Source organism: Herbaspirillum huttiense (assembly GCF_004367745.1).
In the GTDB taxonomy this organism is placed as follows: domain Bacteria; phylum Pseudomonadota; class Gammaproteobacteria; order Burkholderiales; family Burkholderiaceae_D; genus Herbaspirillum; species Herbaspirillum huttiense.
This window is the reverse complement of sequence record NZ_CP037993.1, coordinates 3,387,807-3,406,383: the sequence shown is the minus strand read 5'-3', so window position 1 is coordinate 3,406,383 and position 18,577 is coordinate 3,387,807. Positions and strand designations below refer to the sequence as shown.

The 18,577-nt window shown below is 62.1% G+C and carries 14 protein-coding genes; 13 read left to right on the top strand and 1 reads right to left on the bottom strand.

Annotation, left to right across the window (positions count from 1 at the left end; all coding sequences use genetic code 11):
- Positions 1-57: 57 nt before the first annotated feature.
- From E2K99_RS15270 to rlmD, 13 genes are all read left to right on the top strand, one after another.
- A complete protein-coding gene (locus tag E2K99_RS15270) occupies positions 58-2,922 on the top strand; it encodes a 2-oxoglutarate dehydrogenase E1 component (protein ID WP_058896045.1) in 2,865 nt (954 codons plus the stop codon).
- 88 nt (positions 2,923-3,010) lie between these two features.
- Positions 3,011-4,252: a 2-oxoglutarate dehydrogenase complex dihydrolipoyllysine-residue succinyltransferase gene (odhB, locus tag E2K99_RS15265; protein WP_088753356.1), complete on the top strand. Its 1,242-nt coding sequence runs from the start codon at positions 3,011-3,013 to the stop codon at positions 4,250-4,252.
- 121 nt (positions 4,253-4,373) lie between these two features.
- Positions 4,374-5,801 (top strand): dihydrolipoyl dehydrogenase, encoded by a 1,428-nt coding sequence (gene lpdA, locus E2K99_RS15260; RefSeq protein ID WP_134222779.1) that lies wholly within the window; start codon positions 4,374-4,376, stop codon positions 5,799-5,801.
- Positions 5,802-5,946: 145 nt separating this feature from the next.
- A complete protein-coding gene (zapE, locus tag E2K99_RS15255) occupies positions 5,947-7,044 on the top strand; it encodes a cell division protein ZapE (protein ID WP_121041911.1) in 1,098 nt (365 codons plus the stop codon).
- Between the two features lie 11 nt (positions 7,045-7,055).
- A complete protein-coding gene (locus E2K99_RS15250) occupies positions 7,056-7,988 on the top strand; it encodes a hypothetical protein (protein WP_134222778.1) in 933 nt (310 codons plus the stop codon).
- 101 nt (positions 7,989-8,089) lie between these two features.
- Positions 8,090-8,296 carry a YdcH family protein gene (locus E2K99_RS15245; protein ID WP_006463294.1) on the top strand — a complete coding sequence of 69 codons (207 nt, stop codon included), beginning with the start codon at positions 8,090-8,092 and terminating at the stop codon, positions 8,294-8,296.
- Between the two features lie 150 nt (positions 8,297-8,446).
- Entirely contained in the window at positions 8,447-10,660 is a 2,214-nt protein-coding gene (locus E2K99_RS15240) for a DNA repair helicase YoaA (RefSeq protein WP_240733728.1), read from the top strand.
- A 1-nt stretch (position 10,661) separates the two neighbouring features.
- Positions 10,662-11,609, top strand: coding sequence for a flagellar brake protein (locus E2K99_RS15235; protein WP_134222777.1), 948 nt, complete (start codon positions 10,662-10,664; stop codon positions 11,607-11,609).
- A 72-nt stretch (positions 11,610-11,681) separates the two neighbouring features.
- A complete protein-coding gene (gene surE, locus E2K99_RS15230; RefSeq protein WP_134222776.1) occupies positions 11,682-12,419 on the top strand; it encodes a 5'/3'-nucleotidase SurE in 738 nt (245 codons plus the stop codon).
- The gene (locus tag E2K99_RS15225) at positions 12,416-13,381 is read left to right on the top strand and encodes a protein-L-isoaspartate(D-aspartate) O-methyltransferase (RefSeq protein WP_134222775.1); all 966 of its coding nucleotides are present in this window, start codon (positions 12,416-12,418) and stop codon (positions 13,379-13,381) included. Before surE ends, E2K99_RS15225 begins: the two co-directional genes overlap by 4 nt.
- Before the next feature lie 221 nt (positions 13,382-13,602).
- The gene (locus E2K99_RS15220) at positions 13,603-14,586 is read left to right on the top strand and encodes a peptidoglycan DD-metalloendopeptidase family protein (protein WP_134222774.1); all 984 of its coding nucleotides are present in this window, start codon (positions 13,603-13,605) and stop codon (positions 14,584-14,586) included.
- A gap of 3 nt (positions 14,587-14,589) precedes the next feature.
- Positions 14,590-15,603, top strand: a complete 1,014-nt coding sequence (gene rpoS, locus E2K99_RS15215; protein WP_039785345.1) for an RNA polymerase sigma factor RpoS — start codon at positions 14,590-14,592, stop codon at positions 15,601-15,603.
- A gap of 141 nt (positions 15,604-15,744) precedes the next feature.
- Complete coding sequence (rlmD, locus tag E2K99_RS15210) at positions 15,745-17,106, top strand: 23S rRNA (uracil(1939)-C(5))-methyltransferase RlmD (RefSeq protein WP_134222773.1); 1,362 nt, start codon at positions 15,745-15,747, stop codon at positions 17,104-17,106.
- 69 nt (positions 17,107-17,175) lie between these two features.
- Here rlmD and E2K99_RS15205 read toward each other — a convergent pair.
- A protein-coding gene (locus tag E2K99_RS15205) for an IS3 family transposase (protein ID WP_134220985.1) occupies positions 17,176-18,527 on the bottom strand; the annotation gives its coding sequence in 2 pieces (ribosomal slippage) (positions 17,176-18,021 and positions 18,024-18,527; 1,350 coding nt in all).
- Positions 18,528-18,577: the final 50 nt, after the last annotated feature.

The window sequence follows — 18,577 nt, the reverse complement described above, 5'->3', positions numbered from 1 at the left end:
TGTCGCGGAAGGTGTAGAAACCCGCTAATCTCGCGAAGCGCGAAGAAAGGTGAGCAAATGACAAAGCTCTACGAGCAATACAACATCAACTCCTACCTGTTCGGTGGGAATGCTCCGTACATCGAAGAACTGTACGAAGCCTACCTGAACAATCCCGGCTCCGTCCCTGACAACTGGCGTGCTTACTTCGACGCCGTGCAACACGTTCCCGCCACCGACGGCTCTACCCGTCCCGATGTGGCCCACGCTCCGGTGATCGCTTCCTTCGCCGAACGTGCCAAGCAAGGCCCGATCCGCACCGTCATCGCTTCTGCCGACTCCGACATGGGCCGCAAGCGCGTCGCTGTTACCCAGCTGATCGCCGGCTACCGTGACCTCGGTTCCCGTTTCGCCAACCTGGACCCGCTGCAACGCCAGGAACGACCCAACATCCCCGAACTCGATCCCTCCTTCTACGGCTTCACCGATGCCGACATGGACATCGTGTTCAACATCAACAATACCTACTTCGGCCCGGAAACCGCCTCGCTGCGCGACCTGCTGCAGATGCTGCGCGACACCTACACGCGCTCCATCGGTGCCGAGTTCACCTACATCTCCGACATGTCGGAAGTGCGCTGGCTGGAAGAGCGCCTGGAGCCGACCCGTGCCGTGCCCAGCTTCTCCTCCGAGAAGAAGAAGCACATCCTGGAGCGCCTGACCGCTGCTGAAGGCCTGGAGCGCTACCTCCACACCAAGTACGTCGGCCAGAAGCGCTTCTCGCTGGAAGGTGGCGAGTCCTTCATCGCGTCCCTGGATGAAACCATCCAGCGCGCCGGTGAAAAGGGTGTGCAGGAAATCGTGATCGGCATGGCCCACCGTGGCCGCCTGAACGTGCTGGTCAACATCCTGGGCAAGACCCCGCAGGAACTGTTCTCCGAATTCGAAGGCCGTCACGCTGACGACCTGCCGGCCGGTGACGTCAAGTACCACCAAGGCTTCTCCTCGGACGTGTCGACCCCTGGCGGCCCGGTCCACCTGTCGCTGGCCTTCAACCCGTCCCACCTGGAAATCGTCAACCCGGTGGTCGAGGGTTCGGTCAAGGCGCGTATGGATCGCCGCGGCGACAAGGATGGTTCGCAAGTGCTGCCGATCCTGGTGCACGGCGATGCCGCCTTCGCCGGCCAAGGCGTGGTGATGGAAACCCTGAACCTGGCACAGACCCGTGGCTACGGCACGGGCGGTACCGTTCACATCGTCATCAACAACCAGATCGGTTTCACCACTTCCGACCCGCGCGACTCCCGTTCGACCCTGTACTGCTCGGACGTGGTCAAGATGATCGAAGCCCCGGTGCTGCACGTCAACGGTGATGATCCGGAAGCCGTCGTGTTCGCCACCCAGATCGCTGTCGACTACCGCATGAAGTTCAAGAAGGACATCGTGGTCGACATCATCTGCTTCCGCAAACTGGGCCACAACGAGCAAGACACCCCTGCTCTGACCCAGCCGCTGATGTACAAGAAGATCGCCCAGCACCCTGGTACCCGCAAGCTGTACGCCGACAAGCTGGTGACCCAGCAGACCATCCCCGCCGATGGCGGCGAAGAGCTGGTCAAGGCTTACCGCGCTGCGATGGATGCCGGCAAGCACGCCATTGATCCGGTACTGACCAACTTCAAGAGCAAGTACGCCGTCGACTGGCTGCCGTTCCTGAACCGCAAGTGGACCGACGCGGCTGAAACCGCCGTGCCGCTGGCTGAGCTGAAGCGCCTGGCCACCAAGATCACCTCGGTGCCGGAAGGCTTCAAGGTGCACTCGCTGGTCGAGAAGGTCTTGAACGACCGCGCCGCCATGGGCCGTGGCGAAATGAACCTGGACTGGGGCATGGGTGAACACCTGGCCTACGCCAGCCTGGTTTCTTCCGGCTATGCCGTGCGCCTGACCGGCCAGGATGCCGGCCGTGGCACCTTCACCCACCGTCACGCCGTGCTGCACGACCAGAACCGCGAACGTTGGGATGCCGGTACCTTCATCCCGCTGCAGAACGTGGCTGAAAACCAGTCCACCTTCACCGTGATCGACTCGGTGCTGTCCGAAGAAGCCGTGCTGGCCTTCGAATACGGCTACTCGACCGCGGAACCGAACACCCTGACCATCTGGGAAGCCCAGTTCGGCGACTTCGCCAACGGTGCCCAGGTCGTCATGGACCAGTTCATCAGCTCCGGCGAAGTGAAGTGGGGCCGTGCTTCGGGCCTGGTGCAGATGCTGCCCCACGGCTACGAAGGCCAGGGTCCGGAACACTCCTCGGCACGTATCGAGCGTTACCTCCAGCTGTGCGCCGACAACAACATGCAGGTCGTGCAGCCCACTACCGCTGCGCAGATCTTCCACCTGCTGCGTCGCCAGATGATCCGTCTGTTCCGCAAGCCGCTGATCATCATGACCCCGAAGTCGCTGCTGCGTAACAAGGACGCCGGTTCGCCGCTGTCCGACCTGGCCAAGGGTTCGTTCCAGACCGTGATTCCGGAAGTCGATGAAACCATCGACGCCAAGAAGGTCAAGCGCATCGTCGCCTGCTCGGGCAAGGTGTACTACGACCTGGTCAACGCCCGCAAGGAACGTGGCCAGACCGATACCGCCATCATCCGCGTCGAGCAGCTGTATCCGTTCCCGCACAAGGCCTTCGCGGCCGCGTTGAAGCAGTTCCCCAACTTCAACGAACTGGTGTGGGCACAGGACGAGCCGCAGAACCAGGGCGCATGGCTGCAGATCCAGCACAACATCTTCGAGAATCTCTCCGAAGGTCAGAAGCTGGCCTATGCAGGCCGCCCGGCCAGCGCCTCGCCGGCCGTCGGTTACTACGACAAGCACTACGCACAGCAAAAGGCGCTGATCGAAACCGCCTTCGCCAAGCTCAAGGGCTTTGTGCTGACCAAGTAATCATCGATGCAAACGGGACGCGCTGCGAGGGCAGTGCGTCCCTGTTTCCATAAGAACGAAATCACCCGAAAATCGGAGAATCCTGAAAATGGCTCAAATCGAAGTAAAAGTCCCGCAGTTGTCGGAATCCGTTGCCGAAGCAACCCTGCTGCAATGGCACAAGAAGGTTGGCGAACCGGTGGCCCGTGACGAAAACCTGATCGACATCGAGACCGACAAGGTCGTGCTGGAACTGCCCTCGCCGGACGCCGGCGTGATCACCCAGATCATCAAGGCCGACGGTGCCACCGTCGTGGCTGGTGAAGTGATCGCCATCCTGGACACCGACGCTTCCGCGCAAGTGGCCCCGACCGAAGTCAAGGCTGCCCCGGCACCGCAATCGACCAACGAACCGACCCCGGTCGCCGCTCCCGAGCTGGCTTCCAAGGGCGACGTCGCCATGCCCGCCGCTGCCAAGCTGCTGGCCGACAACAACCTGTCGACCTCGCAAGTCACCGGCACCGGCAAGGATGGCCGCGTGACCAAGGGCGACGTACTGGGTGCCCTGTCGGCTCCCGCCGCTGCACCTGCTGCCGCTGCCAAGCCGGCCCTGGCGCAAGTTGCTGCCCCGGTCAAGGCTGGCCTGGAAAGCCGTCCGGAACAGCGCGTGCCGATGAGCCGCCTGCGTGCCCGCGTGGCCGAGCGTCTGGTGCAATCGCAATCGACCAACGCCATCCTGACCACCTTCAACGAAATCAACATGCAGCCGGTCATCGACCTGCGCAACAAGTACAAGGACAAGTTCGAGAAGGAACACGGCGTCAAGCTGGGCTTCATGTCCTTCTTCGTCAAGGCGGTCGTGCACGCCCTGAAGAAGTACCCGATCGTCAACGCGTCGGTCGATGGCAATGACATCGTCTACCACGGCTACTTCGACATCGGTGTGGCCGTCGGTTCGCCGCGCGGCCTGGTGGTGCCCATCCTGCGTGATGCGGACCAGATGTCCATCGCTGACATCGAGAAGAAGATCGGTGAATTCGGCCAGAAGGCCAAGGACGGCAAGCTGTCCATCGAAGAACTGTCGGGCGGTACCTTCACCGTCTCAAACGGCGGTACCTTCGGTTCGATGCTGTCGACCCCGATCATCAACCCGCCGCAATCGGCAATCCTGGGCATCCACGCCACCAAGGAACGTGCTGTGGTTGAAAACGGTCAAGTTGTGGTCCGTCCGATCAACTACTTCGCGCTGTCCTATGACCACCGCATCATCGACGGCCGTGAAGCCGTCCTGTCGCTGGTCGCGATCAAGGAAGCTCTGGAAGATCCCGCACGCCTGCTGCTGGATCTGTAAGCAACCGGCCATCACGGCGTGAGCGAGGCGCTGAACGGCCCCCAGGCATTCAGCGCCTTTTTGCATCCGCTTTGGACCAAGAGACCAAAGCGGATGCGCACAACGAATCAGGAATACACACATGAGCAAGAATTTTGACGTAGTAGTCATCGGTGGCGGCCCCGGCGGTTACATCGCCGCCATCCGCGCAGCGCAACTGGGCTTCAACACCGCCTGCATCGACGAATGGAAGAACGAAAAGGGCGGCCCCGCACCGGGCGGCACCTGCACCAACGTCGGCTGCATCCCCTCCAAGGCACTGCTGCAATCCTCCGAACACTACGAACACGCCAGCCACGGCTTCGCCGAGCACGGCATCGAAGTCAAGGGCCTGGGCCTGAACCTGGAAAAGATGCTGGGCCGCAAGAATACCGTGGTCAAGCAGAACAACGACGGCATCCTGTACCTGTTCAAGAAGAACAAGGTCACCTTCTTCCACGGCCGTGGCTCCTTCGTCAAGGGCGATGCCAATGGCTACGAGATCAAGGTCGCCGGCGCTGCCGAAGAAACCATCACCGCCAAGCACGTCATCGTGGCGACCGGTTCGAACGCCCGCGCATTGCCGGGTGCCGAGTTCGATGAAAAGCTGATCCTCTCCAACACCGGCGCACTGGCCATCTCCGAAGTGCCGAAGAAGCTGGGCGTGATCGGTGCCGGCGTGATCGGCCTGGAAATGGGTTCGGTCTGGCGTCGCCTGGGCGCGGAAGTGACCGTGCTGGAAGCCCTGCCGACCTTCCTCGGTGCCGTCGATGAACAAATCGCCAAGGAAGCCCACAAGCTGCTGACCAAGCAAGGCCTGGCGGTGAACCTGGGTGTGAAGATTGGCGCCATCAAGACTGGCAAGAACAGCGTCTCGGTGGAATACACCGATGCCAAGGGCGAAGCCCACACCGGCGAATTCGACAAGCTGATCATTTCCATCGGCCGTACCCCCAACACCATCGGCCTGAACGCCGAAGGCGTGGGCCTGAAGCTGGACGAGCGCGGCTTCATCGCCGTGGACGGCGACTGCAAGACCAACCTGCCCAACGTGTGGGCGGTGGGTGACGTGGTGCGCGGCCCGATGCTGGCGCACAAGGCCGAAGAAGAAGGCGTTGCCGTGGCCGAACGTATCGCCGGTCAGCACGGTCACGTCAACTTCAACACCATTCCCTGGGTCATCTACACCTCGCCGGAAATCGCCTGGGTCGGCAAGACCGAGCAGCAGCTCAAGGCCGAGGGCGTGCAGTACAAGGCCGGTACCTTCCCGTTCCTGGCCAACGGCCGCGCCCGTGCGCTGGGCGATACCTCGGGCATGGTGAAGTTCCTGGCCGATGCCAAGACCGATGAGATCCTGGGCGTGCACATCGTCGGCCCGATGGCTTCCGAGCTGATCTCCGAAGCCGTGGTGGCGATGGAATTCCGTGCGTCGTCGGAAGACATCGCCCGTATCTGCCACGCTCACCCCTCGCTGTCCGAAGCGACCAAGGAAGCGGCCCTGGCCGTGGACAAGCGCGCATTGAACTTCTGATGCGCGATCAGTGCGACAATACGGGTCGCCGACGCCTGGCCAGCCCTTGGGGCTGGCAGCGTCCGAGTTGCCGCATAGTGCGCATTGAGATGCCAACCCAATGGGCGAGCCTGGCTCGCCCATTGTCGTTTTACAAGACCACACCATGGATGTCCGTCAATTCTACGAACAGTCGCTGTCCCAGCGCGGTTATCAACCTGATGAAGCGCAGCTGCGTGCCATCGAGCGCCTGCAGCGCGCCTATGAGGAATGGGTCGCCTACAAGGCCCAGCGCGCCTCCACCTTCAAGCGCCTGATCAGCCGCCCGGCCGTGCCGCGCGGCGTCTACATGTGGGGCGGGGTAGGGCGCGGCAAGTCCTTCCTGATGGATAGTTTCTATTCCGTGGTGCCGGTGGTGCGCAAGACGCGCCTGCACTTCCACGAATTCATGCGCGATGTGCATCGCCAGCTGGATGAACTGAAGGGAATTTCCGACCCCCTCGATGAAGTCGCCAAGCGCATCGCCAAGAAGTATCGCCTGATCTGTTTCGACGAATTCCACGTCTCCGACATCGCCGATGCGATGATCCTCTACAACCTCCTGAAGGGGCTGTTCGATCACGGCGTGTCCTTTGTGATGACCTCCAACTATGAGCCCAGCACGCTCTATCCGGATGGCTTGCACCGCGATCGCATGCTGCCGACCATTGCGCTGCTGAAGGAAAAGCTGGACGTCATGAACATCGATGCCGGCATCGACTACCGCAAGCGGGTGCTGGAGCAGGTGAAGGTGTACCACACGCCCCTCAACGCCAAGACCGATGAAGAATTGCGCACCGCCTTCGCCTCCGTGGCCGAGGCGGCTGATGAAGATCCACGCGTACACATTGAGGCTCGCGAGATCCGCGCCCTGCGCCGTGCGGGCAGTGCGATCTGGTTCGACTTCGCTACGCTGTGCGGAGGCCCGCGATCGCAGAATGACTACCTGGAACTGGCCAGCCGGTTCCAGACCGTGATCCTGTCTGGCATTCCGCGGATGTCCGCGGCCATGTCTTCGGAAGCGCGCCGCTTCACCTGGCTGATCGATGTCTTCTACGACCACAAGGTCAAGCTCATCATGTCCGCCGCGGTGGAGCCGGACGAGCTTTACACCGTCGGTACCCTTTCCAACGAATTCCACCGTACTGTTTCACGTATCATTGAGATGCAGTCGAAGGAATACCTGGATGCGGATCGCCGCTCGATTGCCGACAGCCTCTCCTGAACAACCACCTGATGAACAAGAAATCCATGCAAGGTCTTTTTGCCGATGCCAAAGGCGTCACTTCTTCCCTGTGCGGCCTGATGCTGGCCTTGGCCGCCGGTGCCAGCATGGCGCAAGGGCAGGCATCGGCCAGCGCCACGTCCGGCGCACAGCCGGGACGGATCCAGGCGCAAGCCCAGGGACAAGTCAGCCCGGCCGATGCCGGTGCGACACCACAGGCTGCTCCTGTTGCCCCCGCGCCCGTCATGAGCCGTGAACGCTTCGACGAACTGGAAGCGCGTGCGCCGATTGCGCAGCGTTATCCTGCCGGCTCCATCAAGTCCGACGAAGCGGCACAAAAGGCGCTGGATGAAGCCGCCGAAGACCGGCAGGTGGCCGAACTGCGCTACATCCTTGATCAGCGTGCCTGCTATCCCAAATTCCTGGTCTCGGACTGCCTGGAAGCCGCGCGCGACCGCAAGCGTCTGACCGACAAGGGCATCAAGGCGGTGGAGTACGAGGCCAAGGTGTTCCAGCGCCAGGCCACCGTGGACGACCGTGATCGTTCACTGGCCGAGCAGCGCGCCAAGGACGAGGAAGATTCCGCCCGCCGCCTGGCCGACCAGAAGCAGAAAGAAGCCGATTCCGCCCGCAAGGTCCAGGAAAGCCGCACCAAGAACAGCGAAGTCCAGCAACGTATCGACCAGAACAAGAACGTGCCGGCCGATTACCGTGTGCGTCAGCACGAGGCGGAAGTCCAGCGCCAGCAGGCTGAGGAAGCCGCGCGCGCACCGTCGCGCGCCGCCAACGCCGCCGAACGTCAGCGCCGCATCCAGGAAGCCGAGGAGCACCGCCTGGAAGTGGAGCGCAAGAAGGCCGAAAACGAGCGTGAACGCGCCGAGCGCAAGCAGAAGCAACAGCAGGACCAGCAACAGCAGCAATCGCAGCAGCCCGCCGCCAAGTAAGGCGTTCTGACGCTGGCCCCTCCGTCCGCAGGCCCATGCCGATTTGGCGTGGGCCTGCGGGTGCATTACACTAGCAAGCACATCAGCAACCAGCCGCCATCATGACCAGTACGCATCGCGAAGACATCCAGCGCCGCATCATCGAACTCGAAGTCGAGCACCGTGATCTCGATAGCGTGATCGACATGCTCATCCGCGATGCCCGTTCGGAGGACCTGCAACTGCGCCGCCTCAAGAAGCGCAAGCTGCAACTGAAGGACCACATTGCGCTGCTGAAGATGCAGCTGGTCCCCGATATCCCCGCCTGAGCCCCGCTGCGCGCCTGCTCCTGCTGGCGAGCTTCTCGAAATCCGCGGTCCACGTTCCTGTGTCCTTCATGCGAGTCGGGGGTGTGCTGCCGACTCCGCGTAAAATAGCGCCTTGTTCCCAATGACGTGCAAGATGCGCCGGTATCGCCGATGCCTGCGCCACACGTGTTCTTCTACAGGTTTGCCGCAGTGACAGCTCCCGAAGCCCCCGCCCACAACGCCGACAGTCGCACCGCTCCCGCCGGGAAGGAGGGCGCTGCCCCCGAAGAACCAGGTCTCCATGATGCCGAGGTCGAGCGCCTGTTCGGTGAAGGCGGTCCCTTGGGCGGTGCCGTTGGCAGCTATCGCCCGCGTCATGCCCAGACCGAGATGGCCAAGGCCATCGCCGACGCCATCGCCAACCAAGGTACGCTGATCGCCGAGGCCGGTACCGGTACCGGCAAGACCTTTGCCTACCTCGTCCCGGCCTTGCTGTGGGGCGGCAAGACCATCGTCTCCACCGGCACCAAGACGCTGCAGGACCAGCTCTTCAATCGTGATATCCCCACCGTGCGCAAGGCCTTGCATGCGCCCGTCTCGGTGGCGCTGCTCAAGGGGCGCAGCAATTATGTCTGCCACTTCCACCTGGAGCGCACCCTGCAGAACGGCCGCCTGACCGCGCGCGAGGATGTGGGCTACCTGCGCGAGATCTCGCGCTTCGTCAAATCCACTTCCTCCGGCGACAAGGCCGAGCTGACCAAGGTGCCGGAGACGGCTTCGGTATGGAATCTGGTGACCTCCACCCGAGATACCTGTTTCGGGGCTGAATGCCAGTACTACCAGGATTGCTTCGTCATGAAGGCGCGCAAGGAAGCGCAGCAGGCTGATGTGGTGGTGGTCAATCACCACCTGTTCTTCGCTGATGTGGCCCTGAAGGACACCGGCATCGCCGAACTGCTGCCCTCGGCCAATACCGTCATCTTCGACGAAGCGCACCAGTTGCCGGATACGGCCACGCTGTTCTTTGGCGAGACCATCTCCACCTCGCAGATTCTCGAACTCTGCCGCGACGTGCTGGCCGAAGGCCTGTCGCACGCCCGCGATGGCGCTGACTGGGCGCGCCTGGTCGCTCCGGTGGAGCGCGCGGCACGCGATCTGCGGCTGGCTTTCCCGGAAGAATCGGTACGCCTGGCGCTGAACCAGATTGCGCCTTCCAGCGCCTTCTTCCCGTCGCTCGACACGCTGAAGGACTGCATGGACGACATGATCGCCGTGCTCGAAAAACAGGCCGAACGTGCCGAGACCATCGAGCAGTGCCGCGACCGTGCCAATGAATTGCTGCGGCAGCTGGAAAACTGGGGCACGCCCGACGAACTGGCCAAGATCCAGGCCGAAGCCGCCGCCAAGGCAGCGGCCAAGCCCGCCGACAACAAGCGAGCAGGCGAGGGTGAGGAGCAGGAAGATTCGCCAGCGCAGAAACCCTTCTACGTGCTCTGGGTGGAAGCCTTCCAGTCCTCGCTGCAGCTGCACCGCACGCCGCTGTCGATCGCGCCCATCTTCAACAAGCAGCGCGAGGGTACGCCGCGTTCATGGATCTTCACGTCGGCGACGCTGGCAGTGAAGAAGGATTTCAATCACTACGCAGCCCAGATGGGCCTGTGGAATGCCCCGGCGCAATCGTGGCCGAGCCCTTTCAATTATGCCGAGCAGGGGCTGCTGTACGTACCGCAAAACCTGCCACAGCCGAATTCGTTTGAATACACCGATGCCGTCATCGATGCCGCACTGCCGACCATCGAGGCCGCCGGCGGCCGCTGCTTCTTCCTGTGCACTACGCTGCGTGCAGTCAATCGTGCAGCGGAGCGGCTGCGCGCCGAGTTCGACGCGCGCGGCCATGATTTCCCGCTGTTCGTGCAGGGCGAGGCGGGACGTACGGAGTTGCTGGACCGTTTCCGCGCTGCGGGCAATGGCGTGCTGATCGGTAGCCAGAGCTTCTGGGAAGGCGTGGACGTGCGTGGCGACGCACTGTCCCTGGTCATCATCGACAAGCTGCCGTTTTCTCCACCGGATGATCCGGTGCTGGCGGCCCGTATCAGCGAAATGGAAAAGCAGGGCCTGAACGGCTTCGTGCACCACCAGTTGCCGGCGGCCATCATCAACCTGAAGCAGGGCGCGGGTCGCCTGATCCGTGACGAGGGCGACCGCGGCGTGCTGATGATCTGCGATCCGCGCATCATCACCAAGAATTACGGTCGCCGTATCTGGCAGAGCCTGCCGCCCTTCAAGCGCACGCGCGAGCTGGAGGTGGTACAAGCCTTCTTCCGCGAGCAGGATGCACGCCGCGCCGCTGCCGCCGCCGGCGAGGACGCTGCGGCGGAGGGTTGAGATGGCAGATCACACCTCGCTGGTGCCGGTGCGCGCCTCCGAACTCGCCCTGGGCCGCCCCGCGCCCTGGCCGATCTACAACGATGCCGGCAAGCTCCTGCTGGCGCGCGGTACCTTGATCGATACGCCGGACCAACTGGCCGGGCTGATCGAATACGGTCTCTACCGCAATGCCAACTGGATTGCCGAGCCGGATACCGAATCCGTACCGTTGCCGCAGGCACGCGACGTCTTGCGCAAGAAGCAGGGTGGCAAAAAACCTTTGAAGCCCTCTGCGGCGGTGCGCGGCCAGGAAACCATCATTACGCTGGACGAGGTGCGCTGGCAGATCGGCGATACCTTGTGGCTGCAATTTGCCGACGATGCCGCGCAGCGCTATGCGGTGTCATTGGTGGGCTGCTTGCCCAACCGCAGTATCCTGGTGACAGCGCCACAAAAGGAGGGCAAGCAGCTCTTCGTGCGGGAAGGCCAGGGCTTCGTGGTGCGCGCCCTGACCGGCCGCCGCGCCTATGCTTTTGCGGCGCAACTGCTGAAGTACCAGCAAACTCCTTTCGTTTACCTTCATGTCTCCCTGCCCAAGGAGGTACGTTCCACCGTCATCCGCCAGGCCACCCGCGTGCCTGTCGGGGCGGAAGGCTATCTCGCGGTGGATGGCAGCCAGCCGCTGGCCGCCAGCGTGATCGACCTCAGTCTGGCTGGGGCTTCGCTGGTGGCGACCTCGCTTTCCGGCAAGGTGGCGGCAAAGAAGGGCGTGACGGGCCAGCTGCGTTTCGTGGCCTCGGTGGCGGACCAGCAGTTGCCGCTGGAACTGCCGGTGGTCCTGCGGACGGTGGAGTCTTTGGGGGAGGCCGATTTCCATCAGTACGGGGTGGAATTTGCGCAACTGACGGTGCGCGACAAACTGGTGCTGTCAGCCTATGTCTATCAGGAACTGACGCTGCAGGAATAGACGACGCAACAGGGCAGGAGAATGTCAGGAGGAGGGGCTGTCCAAAGCTCGGCTTCGGTTAAAATTCAGCCCATGAAAATCCTCATCAGCAACGACGACGGCTACCTGGCACCCGGCATCAATGCCCTGGCCGAAGCCCTCGCACCGATCGCCGACATCACCGTGGTGGCGCCCGACAGCAATCGCTCGGGCAGCTCCAATTCCCTGACGCTGGATCGCCCGCTGTGGGTGGAGCAGGCCGCCAACGGTTTCTACTATCTCAATGGCACGCCGTCGGACTGTGTCCACGTGGCGCTGACCGGCTTGCTCAAGGAGCGTCCTGACCTGATCGTCTCCGGTATCAACCAGGGCCAGAACATGGGCGACGATACGCTCTATTCCGGCACGGTGGCGGCGGCGACGGAGGGTTTTCTGTTCGGCATTCCTTCCATTGCGTTTTCGCAACTGCACAAGGGCTGGGGCGAGCTGGAGTCGGCCGCACGCATCGCCCGCGAGATCGTTGAGCGCCGCTTCGACAGCCTGCCCAAGCCTTACCTGCTCAACGTCAACATTCCCAACCTGCCGTATGCGCAGATCAAGGGCTGCGTGGCGACCCGTCTGGGCAAACGCCACATGTCCGAGCCGGTGCACAAGCTGACTGACCCGCATGGCCGGGACCTGTACTGGATCGGCCCGGCCGGGGCCGCCAAGGATGGTGGCGAGGGCACCGATTTCCATGCTACGGCCAATGGCTACGTCTCCATCACGCCGCTGCAGATCGACCTGACGCACTCCGCGCAACTGGACAATCTCAAGAAAGCGCTTGCATGAGCGACAAGCCCAGCCGCTTTCCGCTGAGCCTGTCCTCGGTGGTCGACAAGAAAAAGACCGCCAACGCCGGGCGGGATGCGGCTGGCCGGCCCCAGGCCACGACCCAGACGGCGGCCAAGAATGCCGCCCAGTCATCGCAGCGCGCGGCCCTGAAGCCGGTGCAGCAGGGCCTGGCCCAGGCGCTGCGTCCGCCGCCGGCACCACCGCGCGCGCCGGTAGCGCCGGCCCAGCCGCTGCTGAGCGCCGCGCCGGTGCCGCGCACGGCCGTCAGGAACGTCATGACGGTGACCCAGACCAATGCTTCCCATCATGCCTCGCCGCTGGCCTCGGAAGCGGTGCGCAAGGCCATGGTGGCGCGCGTGGCCAAGCAGGGTGTGGCCGATGCCAAGGTGCTGGCCGCGCTGGAGGCAGTGCCGCGCCACATGTTTGTGGAACCCGGCCTGGCCAGCCAGGCCTATATCGATGCGTCGCTGCCGATCGGCCATCACCAGACCATTTCGCAGCCCTACATCGTGGCGCGCATGATCGAACTGATGCGCCAGAATCGCCATGGCGGCCGCCTGGACCGGGTATTGGAGATCGGTACCGGCTGCGGCTACCAGGCCGCCGTGCTGTCACGGGTAGCCGGCGAGGTGTATTCCATCGAGCGCATCAAGCCCTTGCATGAACTGGCCAAGACCAATCTGCGTCCCTTGCGCGTGGCGAACATCCGCTTGCATTACGGAGATGGTATGCTTGGCCTGCCGCAAGTTGCGCCGTTTGATGGCATCATCCTCGCGGCGGCAGGTCTCGAAGTGCCGCAGGCCCTGTTGGAACAGCTCGCCATTGGCGGCAGGCTGGTAGCGCCCGTGGGCGAACGCCAGCAGGTGCTGGAACTGATTGAACGTGTGGGCCAGCGCGACTGGCGCCGTACCACCCTGGAACAGTGCCATTTCGTGCCGCTGCGGCCGGGAACGGTGTAGGTCGGAAAAGCCCGGCATGAGCAGGACGCAATGAGCAAAACCGGCGGATATCAGGTCCGCCACGCATCATCGAACAGGGAACGGGCGGCAACAAGCACAAGCATCCAAGCCGCGGGTCGATGAAAAGAGCGGATGGGCAGGCGAGGGGGCCGCATTTCCCTGATGAACTTCTGGCGCTGGCTGCGTGTCAACTAGCGTCGTACAAAATCTAACGTAAGAGCATGAAGAAAATTCGTTTGGCTGTATTGGGCAGTGTCGTCAGTTTGCTGGCCGCCTGCGGCTCGACACCGAATCAGCAGCCGGCGCCCGTCGTCGAGCGCACGTCGAGCACCGCCAAGCCGGCCGATGCTGCTGCCGCTCCGGTGGTGCCGGCCCCGTCGGGACGTGGCTATTACACGGTCAAGAAGGGCGATACCCTGTATCGCATCGCCCTGGACGTCGGGCAGAACTGGCGCGACATCGTCGCCTGGAACAATCTGACCAACCCGAACGACATCAAGGTCGACCAGGTGCTGCGCGTGGCGCCGCCCGATCGTGCCGGTCCGGCCCAGACGGCGACCGTGGCTGCCGCGCCGGGCGCAGGCCTGGACGTGAAGCCGCTGGGTGCACCAGGCGCCGCCGCACCGGCTGCAGCACCGATGGCCTCGGGCAGCAACAAGACTGGTCCGCGCGGTGACAAGCGCGCCTACTCGGAAAGCGCCCTGGCTGAACTGGAAAAGCCTGATGCTGCACCGGCAGCCGCACCTGCTGCAGCCCCTGCGGCTGTTGCCAAGCCGGAAGCGCCGCATGCAGCGGACAAGCCGGCGGCAGCCAGCCAGGCGCCGGTCGCCAGCGATGATGAAGGCGTGACCTGGATGTGGCCGGCCGACGGCAAGGTGATCGGCACCTTCGAAGGCGGCAAGAAGGGTGTGGACATTGCAGGCAAGGATGGCCAGGCCGTGCTGGCAGCAGCCGGTGGCAAGGTCATGTATGCCGGTAGCGGCATTCGTGGCTATGGCAACCTGGTGATCATCAAGCACACCAACAACTTGTTGTCGGCCTATGCTCACAACAAGACCATCCTGGTCAAGGAAGGCCAGGCGGTGACCAAGGGACAGAAGATCGCTGAAATGGGCAAGTCCGACAGCGACAGCGTCAAACTGCATTTCGAGATCCGCCAGCAGGGTAAACCTGTTGATCCTTCAAAATACTTACCGCCACGCTAGCGTATGACAAGCAATCGCCGCGATCACTTGCCAGACCAGGACCCTCGTGAGGAGGATATGGACGATCCCATCGAGGAAATCGATGAACCGGAAGTGATTGACGGCGATGCTGCCGAGCAGCCCCAGGAGGCGGCCCCGGCCGAAGGCGTGGACGAGCTCAAGAAGGTGCTTGCCGCCGAACTCTCCACCGACACCACCCAGCATTACCTCAACAAGATCGGTGCCAAGCCGCTGTTGACGGCGGCCGAAGAGCTGCATTTCGCCACCCAGGCCAAGGCCGGCGAATTCGAGGCGCGCCAGAAGATGATCGAGCACAACCTGCGGCTAGTGGTGTCAATCGCCAAGCACTACATCAACCGGGGCGTGGCCCTGCTGGACCTGATCGAAGAGGGCAACCTCGGCCTGATGCGCGCCATCGACAAGTTCGAGCCTGAGCGCGGTTTCCGCTTCTCTACCTACGCCACCTGGTGGATCCGCCAGAGCATCGAGCGCGCCATCATGAATCAGGCCCGTACCGTGCGGCTTCCCGTGCATATGGTGCGCGAGCTGAACCAGATTCTCCGCGCAAAATATCACCTCGAAGCGCAGCAACGTGACGGAAGAGACGCCAGCGCCGAAGACATCGCGCACCTGGTCGACCGCCCGGTGGAAGAGGTGCAGGATGTGCTGGCCCTGTCCGAACATGCAGCCTCGCTGGACACCCCGCTCGATAACGACCCGCAGGCCAGCCTGATGGATCTCTTGCCCAGTGCCGTCGAAGAGCATCCGGACACCCGTGCCGAAAGCCAGGAAATGGCCTTGCTGATCCGGGAATGGCTCAAGAGCTTGTCCGAAAAGCAACGTGTCGTGGTGGCCCGCCGCTTCGGCCTGGACAACGACGATCCCTCGACGCTGGAGCAACTGGCGGGCGAGATGGGTATCACTCGTGAGCGTGTGCGCCAAGTGCAGCAGGAGGCTTTGGTCAAGCTCAAGCGGCTGCTGACCTCGCGCGGCGTGAGCCGCGACGCGTTGTTCTAGGGCGCTTTCTCTATATTGCAGTGGTTTTCGCGGTCCGGCGCGGTCCGGATGCGCTTGCTGCTTCCCTCGCGGTCCCGGATCGCGGACAATACCGCTTTTGTTTTCGGCAGCGGGCTTCGGTCCTACCCTGTGGTTTCCCTCATGCAACAAGACATCATCATTGAAATCAAGTCGCTCGACATGGACGGGCGCGGCGTTGGTCACCTCCAAAACGAGGATGGCACGCAAGGCAAGGTCATCTTCGTCGAAGGCGCGCTGCCGGGCGAGCGGGTCAGTTTTCAGTCCTATCGCAAGAAGCCCAAGTGGGAGGCGGGCGTGATGACCACGCTGCATAGCGAGTCCTCGCTGCGGGTGAAGCCCCGGTGTGATTATTTCGGCACCTGCGGCGGCTGTGCCATGCAGCATCTGGAGCCGTCGGCCCAGGTCGCCATGAAGCAGCGCGTGCTGGAAGACAACCTCTGGCACCTGGGCAAGACCAAGGCCGAGGTCATGCTGCGTCCCATCTATGGCCCCACCTGGGGTTATCGCTATCGCGCCCGGATCTCGGTGCGTCACGTGGCCAAGAAGGGTGGGGTGCTGGTGGGCTTCCATGAAAAGCGCTCGTCCTTCATCGCCGATATGAAGACTTGTGAAATCCTGCCGCCCAATGTGTCGGCCATGCTGGTGCCGCTGCGTGAACTGGTGGCAGCGCTGTCGATTCGCGATCGCATGCCGCAGATCGAGCTGGCCGTGGGTGAGGGCGACGATGGCAACAAGGTTACCGTACTGGTGTTGCGCATCATGGAGGCGCTGAGCCCGGCCGATGAAACCCTGCTCAAGACCTTTGCCGACGAGCACAAGATCGAATGGTGGCTGCAGACCAAGGGGCCGGATACGGCAGCGCCTTACTATCCCGCCGAATCGCGCCTGCAGTACACCTTGCCTGAATTCGGTATCCGCATGCCGTTCAAGCCGACCGATTTCACCCAGGTGAATCACCAGATCAACCGCGTTCTGGTGGCCCGTGCGCTGCGCCTGCTGGATGTGCAGCCGCAGGATCGCGTGGCCGACCTGTTCTGCGGCTTGGGTAACTTCACGCTGCCCATCGCCACCCTGGCACGCGAAGTGGTGGGGATCGAAGGCAGCACGGCCCTGACCGAGCGCGCACTGGACAATGCCAAGGTCAATGGCGTCGATGCCAAGACCAGTTTCTATTGCCGCAATCTGTTCGAGGCCAAGCCGGAAGATTTCGTGGCGCTTGGCAAGTTCGATCGCATGCTGATCGACCCGCCGCGCGAAGGTGCCATGGAAGTCTGCAAGGCCCTCGTGGAATTGCCGCCGGAACAGCAGCACCTGAAGCCAAAGCGTATCGTCTACGTATCCTGCAACCCGGCGACGTTGGCGCGTGACGCCGGCATGCTGGTGCATCTCGGCGGTTATGCGCTCAAGTATGCTGGCGTAGTGAACATGTTCCCGCATACGGCCCACGTGGAATCCATCGCCGTGTTCGATCTGCCCGAGTGAGGTCGAGGGCAGCAGACGAAAAAAATGCCGGCTGAACTGACCCCATAAAGTTGGACGGTCAACAGCCGGTTAAGGCCTAAAGGACTGAGTTCTGTATTGCACAGGGCTCAGTCCTTTTAATTTGCTCTTGATGCGGTGGTGGTTGTAGTAGTGCATGTACTTGCGCAACTCGATCTGTAACTGCTCGATGCTGGAGAAGCGAGTCAGGTAAAAACACTCCGACTTGAGCGTGCCGAAGAAGCTTTCCATGGCTGCATTATCCAGGCAATTCCCTCTACGCGACATACTCTGCTTAATACCGTTTTCGGCCAAGGTGCGCCGGTAAGCGTGCATCTGATATTGCCATCCCTGATCCGAGTGCAGCATGGGGCGACGTGTCCCCTTCAAGGTCGAGATTGCCTTCTTGAGCATGCTGTCGACCATCTGGAACTGGGGTGAACGACTCGTCTGATACGACACGATCTCGCCGTTGTACAAGTCCATGACAGGCGACAGATAAAGCTTCTCTCCACCGACTTTGAATTCAGTAACATCCGTTACCCACTTCTCTCCGAACCGCTCTGCCTTGAATTTCCTCTGAAGCAAGTTCTCCACATGAGCGTGCCCAGGGCCGCGATACGACCTGTATTTCTTCGGCCTCACCAGCGACTTCAAGCCCAATTGGCTCATCAGGCGCTGCACCGTCTTGTGATTGATCAGTTGGCCTGCCTGCTTGAGCGTGTCCGTGACGCGGCGGTAGCCATACCTGCCTTTGTGCCGGTCATAGATCTTGCGGATGCGCGATTTCACGGCCGCGTATTTGTCGCCTGCTTCCTGCGCCTTGATCTGGTAATAGAATGTGCTGCGCGCCAATCCGGCCACCTTCAGCAGAACAGGCAACTTGTGGTGTGGCCTCAATTCCTGGACGAGTCGCGCTGCTTTTGCGCAGCCGCTTGCTCTGTCTGAATCAAGGCCCGACGCTTTTTTAGGTAATCAACCTCCGCACGCAGATACTCGATTTCATCGAGCAATTCTTCGCGTGGGCGCATGTCGTCTTTCCTTGTGGGCTTTGCGGGAATCTTGGGCTTCATCATCATTGAGCGTCCTTTCGGCTTCGGCTGCAATCCAGCCAGGCCGTGCTCATGATACAGGCGCTCCCACCGACTGACCGTCCCGCAGCCGCGAAGTCCGTACATAGCCTCCACTTCCCGCTGTGATAACTGATCCTGCTTCATTCGCGTCAATACCGATAGCTTGAACTCGGCACTATAGTGCTCGTGCTTCTTGATCAGTCCCGCTACGCCATGATGTCGGTAGCTCTGGACCCACCGCTGAACTATGCTGTGCTTCAGACCATATTCCTTGGCAAGCCCTCTGGCACTACCTCCCGCTAGATATTTCTGTACCACTTCCTGCTTGAACTTCTCATCGTACTTCGCCATGAAAAACACCCCAAAGGTTGGATTTATGTCCAACTTTTGGGGTGCAGTTC